This window comes from Pseudomonas sp. TYF_14, assembly GCF_043105275.1.
GTDB lineage: Bacteria > Pseudomonadota > Gammaproteobacteria > Pseudomonadales > Pseudomonadaceae > Aquipseudomonas > Aquipseudomonas alloputida.
The window spans coordinates 158,825-175,341 of record NZ_JBICLK010000081.1; the positions used below are offsets into that span (position 1 = coordinate 158,825).

The window sequence follows — 16,517 nt, forward strand, 5'->3', positions numbered from 1 at the left end:
CCTGCATGTTCGAACGCCTGATTCAATTTGCCATCGAGCAGCGCCTGGTGGTGATGCTGGCCGTGGTCCTGATGGCCGCGGTGGGTATCCACAGCTACCAGAAACTGCCGATCGATGCTGTGCCGGACATCACTAACGTCCAGGTGCAGATCAACACCGCCGCCCCCGGCTATTCGCCGCTGGAGACCGAGCAGCGCATCACCTTTGCCATCGAGACCGCGATGGCTGGCCTGCCAGGGCTCAAGCAGACCCGCTCGCTGTCGCGCTCGGGCCTGTCGCAAGTCACGGTCATTTTCGATGATGGCACCGATATCTTCTTCGCCCGCCAACTGGTCAACGAGCGCCTGCAGGTGGCCCGCGAGCAATTGCCTGAGGGCATCGAGGCGGGCATGGGGCCGATCTCCACCGGGCTGGGGGAAATTTTCCTGTGGACGGTGGAAGCCCAGGAGGGGGCGCTCAAGGAAGACGGCACACCGTACACCCCAACTGACCTGCGGGTGATTCAGGACTGGATCATCAAGCCGCAGCTGCGCAATGTGCCGGGTGTGGCCGAGGTCAACAGCATCGGCGGCCATGCCAAGCAATACCTGATTGCACCAGAGCCCAAGCGCCTGGCGGCCTACAAGCTCACCCTCAACGACCTGATTGCAGCGCTGGAGCGCAATAACGCCAACATTGGCGCTGGCTATATCGAGCGCAATGGCGAGCAGTTGCTGATTCGCGCGCCGGGCCAGGTGGCCTCGGCCGAAGACATTGCCAACATCGTTATCTCCAGCGTCGACGGCACGCCGATCCGCGTCAGCCATGTCGCCCAGGTTGGCCTTGGCGAAGAGCTGCGCTCGGGGGCAGCCACCGAAAACGGTCGGGAAGTGGTGCTGGGCACGGTGTTCATGCTGATTGGCGAGAACAGCCGCACGGTGTCGCAGGCGGTCGCTGCAAAATTGGTCGAGATCAATCGCAACCTGCCCAAGGGCGTAGTCGCCGTGACGGTGTACGACCGCACCAACCTGGTGGAGAAAGCCATCGCCACGGTAAAGAAAAACCTGATCGAAGGTGCGATCCTGGTGATTGCCGTGCTGTTCCTGTTCCTCGGCAACATTCGTGCTGCGCTGATCACGGCCATGGTTATCCCGCTTTCGATGCTATTCACCTTTACCGGTATGTTCAGCAACAAGGTCAGTGCCAACCTGATGAGCCTGGGCGCGCTGGACTTCGGCATCATCGTCGACGGCGCGGTGGTGATCGTGGAAAACGCCATCCGTCGCCTGGCCCATGCCCAGCAGCGCCACGGTCGCATGCTGACCCGCGGCGAACGGTTCCATGAGGTGTTTGCCGCTGCCCGCGAAGCACGCCGGCCGCTGATCTATGGGCAGTTGATCATCATGGTGGTGTACCTGCCGATCTTTGCCCTGACCGGGGTCGAGGGCAAGATGTTCCACCCTATGGCCTTTACCGTGGTCATGGCCCTGTTGGGCGCGATGATTCTTTCGGTCACGTTCGTTCCGGCAGCCATTGCCCTGTTCGTCACCGGCAAGGTCAAGGAAGAGGAAGGCCTGGTGATGCGTACGGCACGGCAGCGCTATGCCCCGGTTCTGGCCTGGGTGCTGGGCCGGCGCAAACTGGCATGTGCCGCCGCCGCCGCCCTGGTGCTGTTGTCGGGCGTGATGGCCAGCCGCATGGGCAGCGAGTTCATCCCCAGCCTCAGCGAGGGTGACTTCGCCCTGCAGGCCCTGCGCGTGCCGGGCACCAGCCTGTCGCAGTCGGTGGACATGCAACAGCGCCTGGAGCAGGCGATCATCGCCCAGGTGCCGGAGGTGGAGCGGGTGTTTGCCCGCACCGGCACTGCCGAGATTGCCTCCGACCCGATGCCGCCGAACATTTCCGATGCCTACGTGATGCTGCGCCCGCGCGAACAATGGGTTGACCCGGGCAAACCGCGAGATGAACTGATCGCCCAGGTGCAACGCGCCGCTGCCAGTGTGCCGGGCAGCAACTATGAGCTGTCGCAGCCGATTCAGCTGCGGTTCAACGAGCTGATTTCGGGGGTGCGCAGTGATGTGGCGGTGAAGCTGTTCGGTGACGACATGGAGGTGCTCAACCGCACTGCCGCGCAGATCGCTGCCAGCCTGCAAGGGGTGCCGGGCGCGTCCGAGGTGAAGGTGGAGCAGACGACGGGCCTGCCGGTACTGACCATCGACATCGACCGTGACAAGGCCGCCCGTCATGGCCTGAATGTGGGCGATGTGCAGGATGCCATCGCCATTGCCGTGGGCGGCCGCACCGCCGGTACGCTGTATGAAGGCGACCGCCGCTTCGACATGGTCGTGCGCCTGTCGGAGACCTTGCGGACCGATGTCGACGGGCTGGCCAGCCTGCTGATTCCGGTTCCGGCCAATGCCGCTGAGGGGGCCGGGCAAATCGGTTTCATCCCGCTGTCGCAGGTCGCCACGCTGAACCTGCAATTGGGCCCGAATCAGGTGAGCCGCGAAGATGGCAAGCGCGTGGTGGTGGTCAGTGCCAACGTGCGTGGACGCGACCTGGGCTCGTTTGTGCAAGAGGCTGAGCAGGCCTTGATCGACCAGGTGCAGGTACCACCGGGTTACTGGACGCGTTGGGGAGGGCAGTTCGAACAGTTGCAGTCGGCAGCCGAGCGCCTGCAGGTGGTGGTGCCGGTGGCCTTGCTGCTGGTCATGGCGCTGTTGCTGATGATGTTCAACAACCTCAGGGATGGCCTGCTGGTGTTCACCGGCATCCCCTTTGCCCTGACCGGCGGGGTGCTGGCGCTGTGGGTGCGTGATATTCCGCTGTCTATTTCTGCCGGCGTCGGGTTCATTGCATTGTCGGGAGTGGCAGTGTTGAACGGGCTGGTGATGATTGCCTTTATCCGCGGGCTGCGCGAGGAAGGGCGCACGCTGCGGGCGGCGGTCGAGGAGGGGGCGCTGACCCGCTTGCGGCCAGTACTGATGACGGCGCTGGTGGCCTCGCTGGGGTTCATACCGATGGCCTTGGCCACCGGGACCGGGGCAGAGGTGCAGCGGCCACTGGCGACGGTGGTGATTGGTGGGATCTTGTCTTCTACCGCACTGACGTTGCTGGTGTTGCCGGCGTTGTATCAGTGGGCGTATCGGCGGGATGAGCAGCAGGAAGGCTGAGTACGTGGGGCTGCAAGGCAGCCCCAACAACCTCAAACGGCCCTTCGGGCACCAGCCCGTACACCGTCCACACCCAGGTCGTCATGCAAAGAAATCCGCGACGTTTCCGGCAACGCCAACCCGCCCACCAACGCCACCAGCGCAATCACCACCAGGTAGAACGCCGGTGCCAGGCTGCTGCCGGTCTGTGCGATGAGCCAGGTTGCCACCAGCGGCGCTGTGCCGCCAAATAGCGTGTAGGCCACGTTGTAGGTAATTGCCGAAGCGGTGTAGCGGGTACGGGTAGGGAAGCTTTCCGACAGCAAGGCTGCGGTAACCACGCCGCTGCACAATGCCCCCACCGCGAGCAGGATCACCCCCAGCAGCGCACCCGACATCGAGCCAGAGCTGGCCAGCCAGTACGCCGGGAACACGCACAGCATCACCCACAGGCAGGTAAAGCCGATGGTCTTGCGTCGCCCCACCCGGTCCGAGAATGCCCCGGCCAGCGGGCAGCCGACCGCAGCGAACAGCAGGGCCACGGTGGTTACCAGCAGTGACTGCGCGCGGGTCAGGTTGCCGACCAGTTGCAGGTAGGTGGCGAAGTAGGTGGTGAACATGTAGAACGACAACGCGGTCAGCGAAATGAACGCCCCCAGGTTGCGAATGACCCGGCCATGGTGGCGCAGGGTTTCCTTCAGCGGTGAATGCTCGTGCTCCTTGCCCTGGGCGACGGCTTCGCGGAACGCCGGGGTTTCTTCCATGCGCCAGCGCAGGTACAGGCCGACCAGGCCCAGCGGTGCTGCAATCAGGAACGGAATGCGCCAACCCCAGGCATTCATCGCCTCGGTCGACAGGCTGGCTTCCAGGCCATACGCGATCACCGCCGCACAGGCAAAGGCAGAAAAGGTCGACACAGGCACGAAGCTGCCATAAAAGGCGCGCTTGTTGTCAGGCGCGTGCTCCATCAGGTAGGCGCAGGCCCCGGCATATTCGCCACCGGCAGAAAAACCCTGCAGGCAGCGGGCCAGGGTCAGCAGCGCCGGGGCTGCCAGGCCGATACTGGCGTAGGTCGGCAGCAGGCCGATCAACGTGGTGGAGCCGGCCATCAGCAAGATGGTCAGCGACAGGATGCGCTTGCGTCCCAGGCGGTCGCCCAAGGCGCCGAAGACGATGCCGCCCAACGGACGCAGGGCGAAGGCCACGGCGAACACCGCGAAGGTTTTGAGCAAGGCTACGCTGGCGTCTTCGCTGGCGAAAAACTGGCTGGCGATCAGCGTGGCGAGAAAGCCGTACACGGCGAAGTCGAACCATTCGACGAAATTGCCGATGGCCGAAGCGGCAATCACCCTGCGCAGGGTGGCGGGGGATACCTCATGATGTGCGGACATGCGGGTGCTCTCCGGTTTCCTTTGGCAGCCATGTTGAAAGTGGCGCAGTCGGGCCGCGCCATCGTTATTGTGCTTGCCAGTAGATAGCCGAGCGCTGCAACGCGCTTTGTCGAGGGCGACCTCGGTATGCCTGATTCGACCGGTGCAGCAGGTTACAGCCGGAGTGCCCCCAACGGCCTGTCAGGCCGCACGCTCAAGCACATCCAGCAAATCGATGAATGCCAGGGCCAGTTTATGCCGCGGCGCCAAATGCACCAATGGCACCGAGGCATGGTGCGATTCGCGCATCTTGATCGAACTGCTCAGGTACACCGGCAGCACCGGCATGCCTTCGTTGCGCAGTTGATCGACCAAGGTCTGGTGCAGCGCCGTGCGCCCGGCGAACTGATTGACCACCACACCTTCCACCACCAGCGCGGGGTTGTGGTCCTGGCGCAGTTCTTCGACCTCGGCCATGACACTGTGCAGGGCCTGGCGCGAGAAACTGTCGCAGTCGAACGGAATCAACAGACGCTCGGCCGCCACCAGCGCGCTGAAAGTGTAGAAGTTCAGCGCGGGTGGGGTGTCGATGTAGATTCGCTCATAGTCCTCGCTCAGCGTTATCAGCAACTTGCGCAGCTTGTTGATCTTGAACTTGCTCTCCAGCTTGCTTTGCAGGTCGCTGAGGTCAGGGCTGGCGGTGACCAGGTGCAGGTTGCGGTAGCTGGTTTCGGTGATGGCCACGCGGTGCTTCTTGCCAGCGGCGGTAACCGGCGACAAGGTCTGGCGGAAGAAGTCGGCGATGCCGGCAGGAATGGTGTCGTTGACCAGCCCGGTGAGGTAGAAGGTGGCATTGGCCTGCGGGTCGAGGTCGACCAGCAAGGTTCGGTAGCCCTCGGCGGCGCTGGCAGCGGCGAGGTTGCAGGCGATGCTGGATTTGCCGACGCCACCTTTCTGATTGAAAACCACACGACGCATGAGACGCTCATCCATGAAGTAAAAATGTCAGGTCGGGGTCAATCCTATGACTGAAACGCTGCAGTTTTATGACAGGAATTGTTACAAGCCTCCGAATCATCGTTGCCTGTACCGGCATTTTCACGGGCAAGCCCGCCCGATGGGTACAACGCAAGATGTTCAGGCAAAAGCGACCCGGTTGCGCCCCTCTTGCTTGGCCCGGTAAAGCGCCCGATCAGCCTCGCCCAATGCGTTCATGGGCTCGCCGTGAGTCTCGCCATCCCAGTGCGTCACCCCCAGCGAAATCGTCACTGCCCCCACCGGTTCCACCGGCATGTCCTGTACGGTCACACGCAACCGTTCGGCCACCGCGGCCGCCACGTTCAGGGTGGCCCCAGGCAGCAATATCAGGAACTCCTCGCCACCGGTGCGACACAGCAGGTCGCCCTCACGGCAACAACGGCGCATGAGCTCCGCCAGCTGGCGCAGCACCTGGTCGCCCACTTCGTGTCCATGGCTGTCATTTATCCGCTTGAAGTGGTCGATATCCAGCGCAATGGCTGCAAACTCCCGGTTTTCAGCCTCCAGTAACGACAGGCTGATTTCCAGGCTGCGGCGGTTGCCCAGGCCGGTCAGCGGATCGGTCTGGGCGTCCCGATTGAGCCGGCCGATACGCTCTTGCAGCAAGTTCAGGCTGAACAGCAACGCGCGCTTGAGCTCTGCCGCCTCGAAGTACCAGGCCCGCACCTGATGCAAGTGCTCGGCGGTAGCGGCGCGGTCCATCGTGCGGGCACCGGCAGCAAGCTTCCAGAGCGGTCGGGCGATGGTACGGGCCAGCCACCACAGCAGCAGGCTGCCAACCAGCGCCAAGGGCGCCGAACTGGCGATCACGTTCAGCACCAGATGGTGCAACGGCGCCACTGTCTGCATCAAGGGCTGCTGCGCTACCACGCCCCAGCCGGCGCTGGGGACGGTGGCGAAGCCTGCGAGCATTTCCACGCCCAGGCTATTGGTCAACTGCCGGGTACCGCTGTCCAGTGTCGCCAACTGGTCGACCAGCGCATTGCCCTCCACCACCGTGCCTACCCGCTCGCTATGGGGGTGGTACAGCAGGCGTCGGTTGCGGTCGACCACATACAGGTACGAACCGTCCTTGTAGAAATGCTCGCCCAGCAGGCTGTTGAGGATGTTGCGTTCACGCAGGTACAGGCTGCCACCCACATACCCCAGGTAGTTGCCGTTGCTGTCGAAAATGGGCTGCGATAAGGCTACCACCAGGTTGTCGGCCGCCGACAGGTAGGGCGTGGAAACCAGTGGACGGCGTTCGTGCAGGGCTTCCAGAGCGCCGGGTGACTGCACGTGGGTGCCGACCAGGTGGCGTAGCGGGGCGGGGGATACTGCCAGCAGTACACCGTTGGCATCGATCACGAAGGTGGAGTTGAAGGCCATGCTCTGGCCCAGTACGCGGTCGGTTTCCACCTGCAGCGCTGTGGTGTCGCTCAACTGGCGGCTTTGCACGCTGGCGCTGAACATCAGTTGCTGCAAGGCGTTGCCAATGAAGGTTTCGGTGATGCTGGCCAGCTTGGTCGCATACACCCGGTTGGCTTCCAGGGCATTGTCGATCAATAGCTGGCGCTGTACCCGGTAGCTGGCGAAATAGCTGGCGCACAGCATGACCACTGCGGTAAGCGCGCAGAGCACCAGAATGAGTGTACGTAGATCCAGGCGCAATCCATGCTTGGTGTGTGTCAATCCTGACCTCGGGTGATCGTAAAGGGCGGCTGAACGGAAGTTACCTTGCCGGGCAGCGGTCAAGAGCCTGCTTTGTCCAGCGCATCAAGCTCATCTTCCACCTCTTGCATACGCTGCTCCACCAAGGCTTGCACGTTCACATCGCGGGCGGTTTCGCGCATCAGGGCGGTGAGTTTTTCGCTCAAGCGTTTGCCGGCTTCGGTGTCTTCCAGGGCGCGAGCTTTGGCGGGGTCCTGGGTGGCGGCGACGATGGTGGCGAATTCGGCGTCGCTGAAGTTCTTTTCGCTGTACAGGCGGAACAGGTCCCGGCGCTGGTCCTCGACGGTGAGGTGCTTGCGCAGTACGTCCTGGATGGTCGCTTGCGACAGCTGCGGGTGAGTGCGACCCAGCAGCGCGGACATGCGCTCGATGTTGTGCGTGTAGGCGTCCTGCAGCGGCAGCTGGCTGAGGATCTGATCTTCACGGGAGGGTTTCTGGTCGCAGGCGGTGAATGCAGCAGCCAGCAACAGGGGTAACAGCAACTTCGGGAGGCGAGGCATGGTGTGGCCTGGTCGGGCAGTGAAGACTGCCGATTATACCGATGTCCGCCTTGCCACGACGAGCCCTGTGATTTGCCTTGTGCGGCACGCTGCGGTAGAACCGTGCGCTCCCAACCACACTGGCAATAGCCCGATGCCTAACTGGACCCTGCAACCTGTGGCGCGTGACGCCATTGCCGAAGTGCTGGCGTTTGTCGACAGCGCCCGGCGCGCGCTTTTCCCGATGCTTGCCAACGCACCCTTGCCGCGTGACCTGGCGCATTTCGCCGACACTTATCTGGACGGTGCGGGCTGCTTTCTGGAAGCCCGCGAGGGTGGGCGGCTGGTCGCGGTGATCGGTTACTTGCCCTATGACCATCGCTTTGCCCAGCTTGATTACCGCGCAGAGCGGGTAGTCGAGGTGGTGCGGCTGTTCGTGTTGCCGGCCTACCGCAGGCATGGCCTGGCGGCTGCCTTGTTTGGTGCCTTGCGCGAACGGGCGATGCAAGCGGGCTTGGACTGCCTTTACTTGCATACTCATCCGTTTCTGCCGGGTGCCATTGCGTTCTGGGAGCGGCAAGGCTTCACGGTGGTGGATGTGGAGCAGGACCCGGTGTGGCAGACCACGCACATGCAGTTGCGATTACGCTGACCTGTGGGAACGTGCCTATTGGCGATGACGCAACAGCATGGGCAAGGCTACCAGGTTCAGGGGGCGCGAAAGCGCAGGATGCGCGCGCCGTCGAAAGGGTCGGTGAGGTAGTGGGCGTGGACGCCGAAGGTGCTCAACAGTCGCTCGGGGGTAAGGACTTCGAAGGGGTTGCCGAGGGCGACCAGACGGCCCTTGTCAAGAACCGCGACACGGTCGCAGGTCAGCGCCTGGTTGAGGTCATGCAGCGCTACCAGGGTGGTGACCGGCAGCGCCTGCACTTGTTGCAGCAGGCTTAGCTGATGCTGAATGTCCAGGTGGTTGGTCGGTTCGTCCAGCAGCAGCACCTGCGGCCGTTGGGCCAGCGCACGGGCGATGTGCACACGCTGGCGCTCGCCACCGGACAGCGACCCCCACAGGCGCGTACGCAGGTGCAGGGCGTCGAGGTCGGCCAGGGCTTGCTCGACGATGGCGCAGTCCTGCCGGGAGAACGGTGCCAGGGCCGAGAGCCACGGCGTGCGGCCCAAGGCAACCGCGTCGAACACGCTGATCGCATCGAGTGTGTCGGCCTGTTGCTCGACCAGCGCCAGCGCCTGGGCAACACGGCGGCGGGGCATCTGTGCCAGTGGCTCACCCAGCAGCTGCACGCTGCCGCAGGCGGGTTTGCGCAGCCCTGCCAGCAACTTCAACAGCGAGGACTTACCCGAGCCGTTGGGGCCGACGATGCCCAGGGTTTCACCGGCGACAACGCTGAGATCGATAGCGCTGAGCACGGTAGTGCCGGCCAGTTGCAACCCCAGCCCATGGCAGGCCAGCGGGGGGATGCGAACAGCGGTCATGGCTGTCATGGGCGCCCCCGTCGGCTGACCAGAATCAGCGCGAATACCGGGGCACCGATCAGCGCCGTAACCACGCCCACCGGGATCACCTGACCGGTGATCAGCGTGCGCGAAAGAATGTCTGCCACAATCAGAAACAGCGCACCACCCAGTGCGCTGGCGGGCAACAGACGGCTGTGCCCGGGGCCGAGCAGAAGGCGCAGGGCATGGGGTATAACCAGCCCGACAAAACCGATGGCGCCGACAATGGACACCATCACAGCCGTCACCAGCGCTGCACAACTGATCAGCAGCAACTGGGTGCGCCGCACCGGGATGCCCAGCGAGGCGGCCGAATCGGCACCGAAGGTAAAGGCATCCAGCGCACGGCGATGCCACAGGCACACCAGCAAGCCGAAAATAGCCACCGGTACGGCCAGCCACACCGAAGGCCAGCGTACACCGCTCAGGTTGCCCAGCAGCCAGAACAGGATGCCGCGCGCCTGCTCGGCGGTTGCTGACTTGGTGATCAGGAAGGCGGTCAGTGCATTGAACAGCTGCGAGCCGGCGATACCGGCAAGGATGACCTGTGCATTGTTGCTGCTGGGGCCGGCCGCGCGGGCCAGCACCAGCACCAGGGCGAATGCGGCCCCGGCGCCGATGAAGGCCCCTGCAGACATGCTCAATGCCAGGCTACCCAGCCCCAGCAGGCCGACCAGTACCGCGCCGGTCGAGGCGCCGGCAGACAGCCCCAGCAGGTAGGGCTCGGCCAGTGGGTTGCGCAACATCGCCTGCAGGATGACACCGCAGGTGGCCAGCCCGGCGCCGCAAGCGGCGGCGACCAGGGTGCGGGTCAGGCGGTAGTTCCAGATGATGCCGGCGTCGATCGGGTCCACCGGGTAATCGGCTTGCCACAGGTGGTTGGCCAGCACCTGGCCAACCACGCTGGGCGACAGGTTGGTTTCGCCAATGGCGGTACCGGCCAGCAGGGCGGCCAACAGAGCGGCCAGGGCAACCGCGATGCAGGGTAACAGGCGGTTCATCACGGGGCTGCTTTACCGCTGGCGAAGGCCGTGGACAGCGTCTGCACGCCGCGGAACAGGCGAATGCCGGCCTGCATGGCGTCAGCGTCGAGGATAATGATGCGGTCGTGCTTCACCGCGTCCATGTTGCGGGTTACCGGGTCACTGCGCAGGAATTCGAGTTTTTTCTGGTAGTCGTCGGCGGGGAAACGGCGGCGGTCCATGCGCGCGATGATCAGCCAGGTCGGATTGGCCTTGGCCAGGGTTTCCCAGCCTACGCTTGGCCATTCTTCGCTGGACTCGACCACGTTGCGCACACCGAGGGTGCGCAGCATGAAATCGGCGACACCTTGGCGGCCGGCCACATAGGGGTCGATGTCCAGGTCGGCGCTGGAGAACCAGAACAGCGCCGAAGTTGCCGACAGGTCCTTGCCGGCCAGTTGTGCCCTGGCGCTGTCGAGGCGCCCTTGCAACTCGGCGTTCAGGGCCGCGCCGCGGTCCTGAACGTCGAAGATCTCGGCCAGTTGGCTGATGCTCTTGTAGATGCTGTCTACCTGGAATGCTTGCAGGCGGGTGCCGTCTGCACCGACCAGGTTGTTTTTGCCCTCGCAGTCCGATGGCAGCACGTAGGTGGGGATCTTCAGCTCATCGAACTGCTCGCGGGTGGCGACCACGCCCTGGGCACCGACCATCCATTCGAACTGCGCCGCGACCAGTTGCGGGCGCTTGCCGACCACCGCCTCGAAGCTGGGGTCGTTGTCGGCCAGGCGCGGCACCTTGGCGTTCACCGCCTGGTATTCCGGCAATACGTTGTTAAACCACAGCGAGGTGCCCGCCAGCTTGTCACCCAGCCCCAGGGCATAGAGCAGCTCGGTACCGGCCTGGCCGATGGTGACGGCGCGCTGCGGCGCCTGGGCAAAAACCTGCGGCTTGCCGCAGTTGTCGACCGTCAGCGGATAGTGGGTGGCAGCGGCCTGGGCCAGGCCAGTGAAGCCTAGGCCAGCGAGCAGGGTGGCGAAACGGGGCAGCATGCTGGGCGATCTCCTATCGGACAGTTCTGGTGAGGAACGCACGGACAGGCATCGCCGAGGCCCAGCGGGTGGCCGGGGCAACACGGATGGCCAATCCCGGACACCCCGCCGGTTGGTGAATGTAGGCCGGCAGGTCTCCTGACTGGTGCGTCACGGCCCGGCTCCGGCCTTCCCGGGCGGCAGGCCCAGTGGCATTGATGGAGCAGGCTCGGCACCTACAGTTGCGGGGGCAGTTCCGTTTGGCCCGTATTGGCAGGCCTGGGATTCCCTGTTAGTTCCGTGGTGGAAACCGGCGGCCCGCATGGTAGACCATCGCGTCGCCAGGTGAAAACGCTTTTCAGAAGTACTTCAGCCAACGGATGTCACGGCGGCGCTGCTTCAGTCGGGCGAACCCGCGCACCGGCAGGTACAGCGAAACCGCCAGCAGTACTGCGCCCAGCCATATCGCTGCAACACTGTTGAAACCGAAGTAGTCGCCATGGTTGAGCCCGAACAGCGCTACGCAGGCCAGGTACAGCAGCTTCAGCACATACAGGTGCAGCAGGTAGAAGAACATCGGTGCCGCACCGAACACCGCCAGGGCAGTGATCCAGCGCGCCTGGCCGGCCCGTTCGAACGCGCGTAACAGCAACACGCCGCAGCCCAGGGTCAGGGTCAGGAACAGCAGCGACGGTGGGTATTTGGTGATGTTGAAGAAGCTCATCAGGGTTTGCGTGAAGGTTGGGTAACCGCTCCACGGCGCCTCACCGTAACCGTTGAACATGCGCAGCAGGACAAAGCCAAGCAGCGCGAGCAAACCAGCCGCCAGCAGGTGTTGCTGGCGTTGCCCGGCATCGCTGCCGCGGGCGAACCAGGGGCCCAGGCCGTAACCCAAGGCGATGACGCCGATCCACGGCAGCACCGGGTAAGACGTGCGCAGGTGCAGGTTTTCGGAAAACGCCAGCCAGCCGCGATCATGCAGGATTGCCCACGGCACATGCAGGGCTGAATCCACGCCAAAGTGCAGGCCGTCGAGCAGGTTGTGGCCGGCGACGATGCTGGCGCCCAGGGCGAGCAGTGCGGCGCGTGGCAGCCACACCAGCAGCGACAGGGCGATCATGCTGACGCCGATGGCCCAGATCACTTGCAGGTAGATCACGCTCGGGGGCAACTGGAAGGTCCAGGCGAAGTTGACCAGGGTGAACTCCAGCACCACCAGGAACAGCCCGCGTTTGAACAGGAACGCCGAGACGTCGCCACGGCCCTGATGCTTCTCGCCATACAGCCAGGCCGACAGGCCGGTCAGCAGGACGAACGCAGGCGCACACAGGTGGGCGAGGGTGCGGCTGAAGAAAAGCGCCGGTTCCGTGGTGTCGATGGCCATGGGGTCGCTGACCTGGCGGTGCAGGAGGAAAGTCTCGCGGACGTGGTCCAGGAGCATGAACAGGATCACCAGGCCGCGCAGGGCATCGATGCTCTGCAGGCGCTGGGTGATCAGCGTGGGCGTGGCGGTGGCACTTGTCATGGGTTGTCTAATAGGAATGAATTTCATGTGAAACGTTATCGTATAACAATGCGCTAAAAGGGAATAGAGGTTTTTGTGTGGCCTGTGCCGGGCTCTTCGCGGCACAAACCACCCAGATCAGAAGCTGTAATCCACCGTCGCGAAGTACGACCGCGGTATCCCCATCAACCACTGCTGCCCGCTGAACGCCGACTGCACATACTCGCGATCGAACAGGTTGTTCAACTGCAACCCCACCTTCACATCCGGCATCACCTGCCAGGCGATGTTGGCATCGACCACGGTGTACCCGGGGGCGCTCTGGGTATTGGCGGTATCGGCATAACGCTCATCCACATAGCGGGCCCCAATGCCAGCCTCCACCTGCTGGCCGAAGCCTTTGCTCAACCAAAGGTTGGCGGTACGCCGTGGCACGTTGGCCGGCCGGTTGCCTGCCCGATTCTGCGGCAGGCCGCCGACCCTTTCGTCGAAGTCGTCGTACTTGGCGCGTATCAGCGATGCGTTGGCCGACACCTGCCACTGATGGGCCAGGGCCAGCTCCAGCGTCGCTTCCAGGCCATCGGAGGGCTGCTGCCCGGCTTGTTGCTTCTCGTGCGTGATGGGGTCGTCCACCAGCAGCTTTTTCTTGACGATGTGGTAGGCGGCAAGCGTCCATTCGCCGCGCCCCTCCCAAAAGCGCTGCTTGAGGCCGGCCTCGGTCTGCTTCGCCTCGGTCAGGTCATAGTTCATCTGCGCGGGGCTGAGGCTGATGAGGTTGTTGACCCCGTCCTCGCTGGTTGAGTACTGGCTGTACAACGACAGGTCGTCGCTGATTGCGTACACCAGCCCGACGCGCCAGTTGCCCCCTTGCAGGCTGCGATCGCTACGGCTGTCGTTGATCAAGTTGTTGCGGTCGATGTGGTTCTGGTCGCGACGCACGCCGGTAACCAAAGACAGGCGATCGCTCAATTGCAGGCGGTTCTCGGCAAACAGGGCAAAGGTATGGGTGGTCGAGAGTGTTTGCGGCCGCAACGGCGAGGCGCTATGAAACCCGCCAGGCTGCGGCTGCCACGGGTCGAGGTAGTCGCCGCCGACATCGTTGTACGGTGAATTGCTGTCGACGTTGAATCGCACCTTGTTGTATTCGGCACCGAGCACGGTCTTGCTGTCCAGGCCGAACAGGGTGTGGTCGAAGGTGAAGGTTTGACGGTCGCCGAACTGCTCCTGGTTGTGCTTGATTTCCAGGTAGCTGCCGCGCAGCAACTGCTGACGCCCGGCGTCCCAGCTGTAGTCTTCGGCGTTGCGCCAGTGGCGGCGGCTTTTGATGTAGTACAGCTGGTTGCTGGCGCTGAGCTGGTCGTTCAGCGCCCAGTCGGTCGTGAGCCGGGTCCATTCATCGACGTACTGCTGTACGTCGTTCTGCACGTTGTAGTTCTTTTTGCGCAGGCTGCTGCGGTAGTGGCCGTCGATCAGCGGGGTACCGTAGTAGTTGGCAGGTTGTGCATCGCCGCGGTCATGGGCCAGCGTGAAGCTGAGGTCATCACTGGCGTCAAAACGCAGCGCGGCGCTCAGGGCCAGGCTACGTGAAGCGGTGCGGTCGACCCAGCCATTGCCGGCCTGTTGGTTCAGCGTCAGGCGGTAGCTCAGGCGCTCGCTGAGGCTGCCGCCGCTGTCCAGGCCGAGCTGCTGGCGGTCCCACGAGCCGTAACCCAGTCGCAGGTGGTTGCGCACCTCGCCGGCAAAAGGTTTTTTCGGGATCACGTTGATCACTGCGCCGGTGGCGCCTTCGCCATGCAGTACCGAGGCCGGGCCGCGAATCACCTCGATGCGTTCGACCATCCACGGGTCGACCGGGAAGGTCTGTGTGCCGGCACCGGTGTACAGGCGCGCGCCGTCGAACAGGGTCATCACAGAGGTGTGGCCGGCAAAGCCGCGGGCAGACAGGCCTGTACCGCCGTCCCCCGGGGAGCCGACGAAGGTAATGCCCGGCGAGCGGGTCACTGCATCCTGCACCGTGATGTTGTTGCGCTGCTGAATCTGCCGTTCGCTGATACTGCTGGTGCTGGCCGGTGTTTCCAGGGCGCTGAGGCCAAGGCGCGAGCCGGCCTGGGTCGGCGTGGCCAGGTCGATGGTGCGGTTGTCCTGGGTGTCGGTGATGGCCGTGGAAGGCAGGGCCAGAGGCTGCGGGTCGCGGTCATCAGCCAGCGCCGGCAGGGCAACGGCCAGGCAGGCCGCCAGGGGGTGAAGTTTGAACATACGGGACATGTCGTTCCACTGCTGCAGGAATGAATGGATCCCGGTGGAAAACACGCAAAGGCGAACCATGCAGGCGGGCGCGCGCACGGATTCCGGCCTGCGCCCGCCCACCGCGGGTTGCCAAGTGAAGCTCCAGGCCGGTCTCCGGGCTTGCGAGGGGCATGAAACCTTCACCTTCCCATGCTTGAGCACAGTGGTATCTCGAAGGGTTCGCTCGCTTACCGTTGCGGGGGCAGCACCGGACTTGTCGTGGGCAACACGACGCACCGGTTTCCCGTTTCACCCCGCGCGCGGCGGCGCAGGGCACCTGAAACTGGCGCGCATCTGACCATTGAAAGGCTGGGGCGTCAAATGTTGGTGTGCTGTGAATGCTGAGAAAAAACAACAGGTTGTGCGTTTTTGCGGCGCCGGAGCCCCATTTGGCAAGAACAGCAGGCCCCAGCGTGATGAATTGGCTGGAGGGAAGGCTTGCCTGTAAAGCTAGCGCCCGCGGCGCCGCGATACCCGTGCCTCGATGTTCTTGCGCCCGATCAGCAGCGGCGGCTTCTCCACCACCGGCTCATCCGCCAGCCATTTGTACATCACCAGGCAGTCCACCAGCCCCAGGCGGGCATGACGGTAGGCCTTGGGCAAACGGCCGACTGTTTCAAAGCCCAGCTTGTGCCATAGCGCCACGGCCACTGCGTTGGTGGCTACCACCGAGTTGAACTGCAATGCCAGAAAGCCTTCCTGGCGCGCCAGCTTTTGCGAGTGCTCGCACATCAAGCGCGCCACGCCCCGGCCGCGCGCCTGTTCGCAGACCATGTAGCCGCAATTGCCTACATGCGCACCAGGCCCGGCAGCATTGGGCTTGAGGTAATACGACCCCAGTAGCTCGCCATCTTCTTCGGCCAACAGCGTGTGCAAGGGCAGCTCCAGCCACAGCTGGCGGGCCTGCTCGAAGCTCAGCGCCGGGTCGAAAGCGTAGGTTTCACGGGCTTGGACAATGGCCTGGAAGGTGGGCCAGAAACGATCGAAATCGTCCGGCGTCATGGGGCGAATGTGGATCATGCGGGTTCCTGCGCGGGGTCAGCCGCTCAGTCTGGGTGGCGCGGCGCCGTCGCGCAAGGGCGGCGACGCCGTTTGTGCTCAATCGTTGGCCTTGCCCACCGCGTCCATTGCACGGGCGGAGTACACCAGCGCGGCACCGGCGTTCATGGCCACGGCCACGCCGAGGGCCTCGGCAATTTCCTCGCGGCTGGCCCCCGCTTTGACGGCCTGCTGCGAATGCACGGCGATGCAGCCGTCGCAGCGGGTGGTCACAGCCACGGCCAAGGAGATCAGCTCGCGGGTCTTGGCATCCAGGTGGTTGGTCTTGGCACCTGCACCGCTGGCGGTCATGTAGCCGGCTACGGTGTCGGGGGAGAGTTGCTTGAGATCGCCGATGCCGGCCATCAACTGCTTACGGTAGGCGTCCCAGTCCATCATGCTCATCGTCTTCACCTTGGGGGTTGCGAGTGGAGCTTTCAGGCTAGTCGAAGCGTGGCACGT

13 protein-coding genes and 2 riboswitches are annotated in these 16,517 nt (G+C 63.8%); of the genes, 2 read left to right on the plus strand and 11 right to left on the minus strand.

What is annotated here, in order from left to right; all coding sequences use genetic code 11:
* The first annotated feature begins 5 nt into the window (after positions 1 to 5).
* On the plus strand, positions 6 to 3,152 hold the full coding sequence (locus ACF8O8_RS21170) for an efflux RND transporter permease subunit (RefSeq protein ID WP_392510381.1): 3,147 nt from the start codon (positions 6 to 8) through the stop codon (positions 3,150 to 3,152).
* A 32-nt stretch (positions 3,153 to 3,184) separates the two neighbouring features.
* Here the strand turns inward: ACF8O8_RS21170 and ACF8O8_RS21175 are convergent, their stop codons facing one another.
* From ACF8O8_RS21175 to ACF8O8_RS21190, 4 genes are all read right to left on the minus strand, one after another.
* Positions 3,185 to 4,522 carry an MFS transporter gene (locus tag ACF8O8_RS21175; protein WP_392510382.1) on the minus strand — a complete coding sequence of 446 codons (1,338 nt, stop codon included), beginning with the start codon at positions 4,520 to 4,522 and terminating at the stop codon, positions 3,185 to 3,187.
* A 180-nt stretch (positions 4,523 to 4,702) separates the two neighbouring features.
* Positions 4,703 to 5,479, minus strand: coding sequence for a ParA family protein (locus ACF8O8_RS21180; protein WP_392510383.1), 777 nt, complete (start codon positions 5,477 to 5,479; stop codon positions 4,703 to 4,705).
* Positions 5,480 to 5,638: 159 nt separating this feature from the next.
* Entirely contained in the window at positions 5,639 to 7,210 is a 1,572-nt protein-coding gene (locus ACF8O8_RS21185) for a diguanylate cyclase (protein ID WP_392510384.1), read from the minus strand.
* Between the two features lie 59 nt (positions 7,211 to 7,269).
* Entirely contained in the window at positions 7,270 to 7,749 is a 480-nt protein-coding gene (locus tag ACF8O8_RS21190; protein ID WP_003250484.1) for a hypothetical protein, read from the minus strand.
* 133 nt (positions 7,750 to 7,882) lie between these two features.
* On the opposite strand from ACF8O8_RS21190, the gene ACF8O8_RS21195 reads away from it, so the two are divergent.
* On the plus strand, positions 7,883 to 8,380 hold the full coding sequence (locus tag ACF8O8_RS21195; protein ID WP_003250486.1) for a GNAT family N-acetyltransferase: 498 nt from the start codon (positions 7,883 to 7,885) through the stop codon (positions 8,378 to 8,380).
* Positions 8,381 to 8,436: 56 nt separating this feature from the next.
* Here ACF8O8_RS21195 and ACF8O8_RS21200 read toward each other — a convergent pair whose 3' ends face one another.
* The 7 genes from ACF8O8_RS21200 to ACF8O8_RS21230 form a co-directional block, all read right to left on the minus strand.
* Entirely contained in the window at positions 8,437 to 9,225 is a 789-nt protein-coding gene (locus tag ACF8O8_RS21200; RefSeq protein ID WP_054888682.1) for an ABC transporter ATP-binding protein, read from the minus strand.
* A complete protein-coding gene (locus ACF8O8_RS21205; protein ID WP_003250493.1) occupies positions 9,222 to 10,238 on the minus strand; it encodes an iron ABC transporter permease in 1,017 nt (338 codons plus the stop codon). Before ACF8O8_RS21205 ends, ACF8O8_RS21200 begins: the two co-directional genes overlap by 4 nt.
* Positions 10,238 to 11,248, minus strand: coding sequence for an ABC transporter substrate-binding protein (locus tag ACF8O8_RS21210; RefSeq protein WP_392510385.1), 1,011 nt, complete (start codon positions 11,246 to 11,248; stop codon positions 10,238 to 10,240). The genes ACF8O8_RS21205 and ACF8O8_RS21210 overlap by 1 nt, the downstream gene beginning before the upstream one ends.
* Before the next feature lie 110 nt (positions 11,249 to 11,358).
* Positions 11,359 to 11,557, minus strand: a riboswitch (cobalamin riboswitch).
* A 28-nt stretch (positions 11,558 to 11,585) separates the two neighbouring features.
* On the minus strand, positions 11,586 to 12,752 hold the full coding sequence (locus ACF8O8_RS21215) for a DUF1624 domain-containing protein (RefSeq protein WP_392510386.1): 1,167 nt from the start codon (positions 12,750 to 12,752) through the stop codon (positions 11,586 to 11,588).
* 117 nt (positions 12,753 to 12,869) lie between these two features.
* On the minus strand, positions 12,870 to 14,996 hold the full coding sequence (locus tag ACF8O8_RS21220) for a TonB-dependent receptor (protein ID WP_392510387.1): 2,127 nt from the start codon (positions 14,994 to 14,996) through the stop codon (positions 12,870 to 12,872).
* Positions 14,997 to 15,104: 108 nt separating this feature from the next.
* Positions 15,105 to 15,313, minus strand: a riboswitch (cobalamin riboswitch).
* A gap of 154 nt (positions 15,314 to 15,467) precedes the next feature.
* Complete coding sequence (locus ACF8O8_RS21225; protein ID WP_014861782.1) at positions 15,468 to 16,037, minus strand: GNAT family N-acetyltransferase; 570 nt, start codon at positions 16,035 to 16,037, stop codon at positions 15,468 to 15,470.
* Between the two features lie 78 nt (positions 16,038 to 16,115).
* On the minus strand, positions 16,116 to 16,460 hold the full coding sequence (locus tag ACF8O8_RS21230) for a carboxymuconolactone decarboxylase family protein (protein ID WP_049587614.1): 345 nt from the start codon (positions 16,458 to 16,460) through the stop codon (positions 16,116 to 16,118).
* Positions 16,461 to 16,517: the final 57 nt, after the last annotated feature.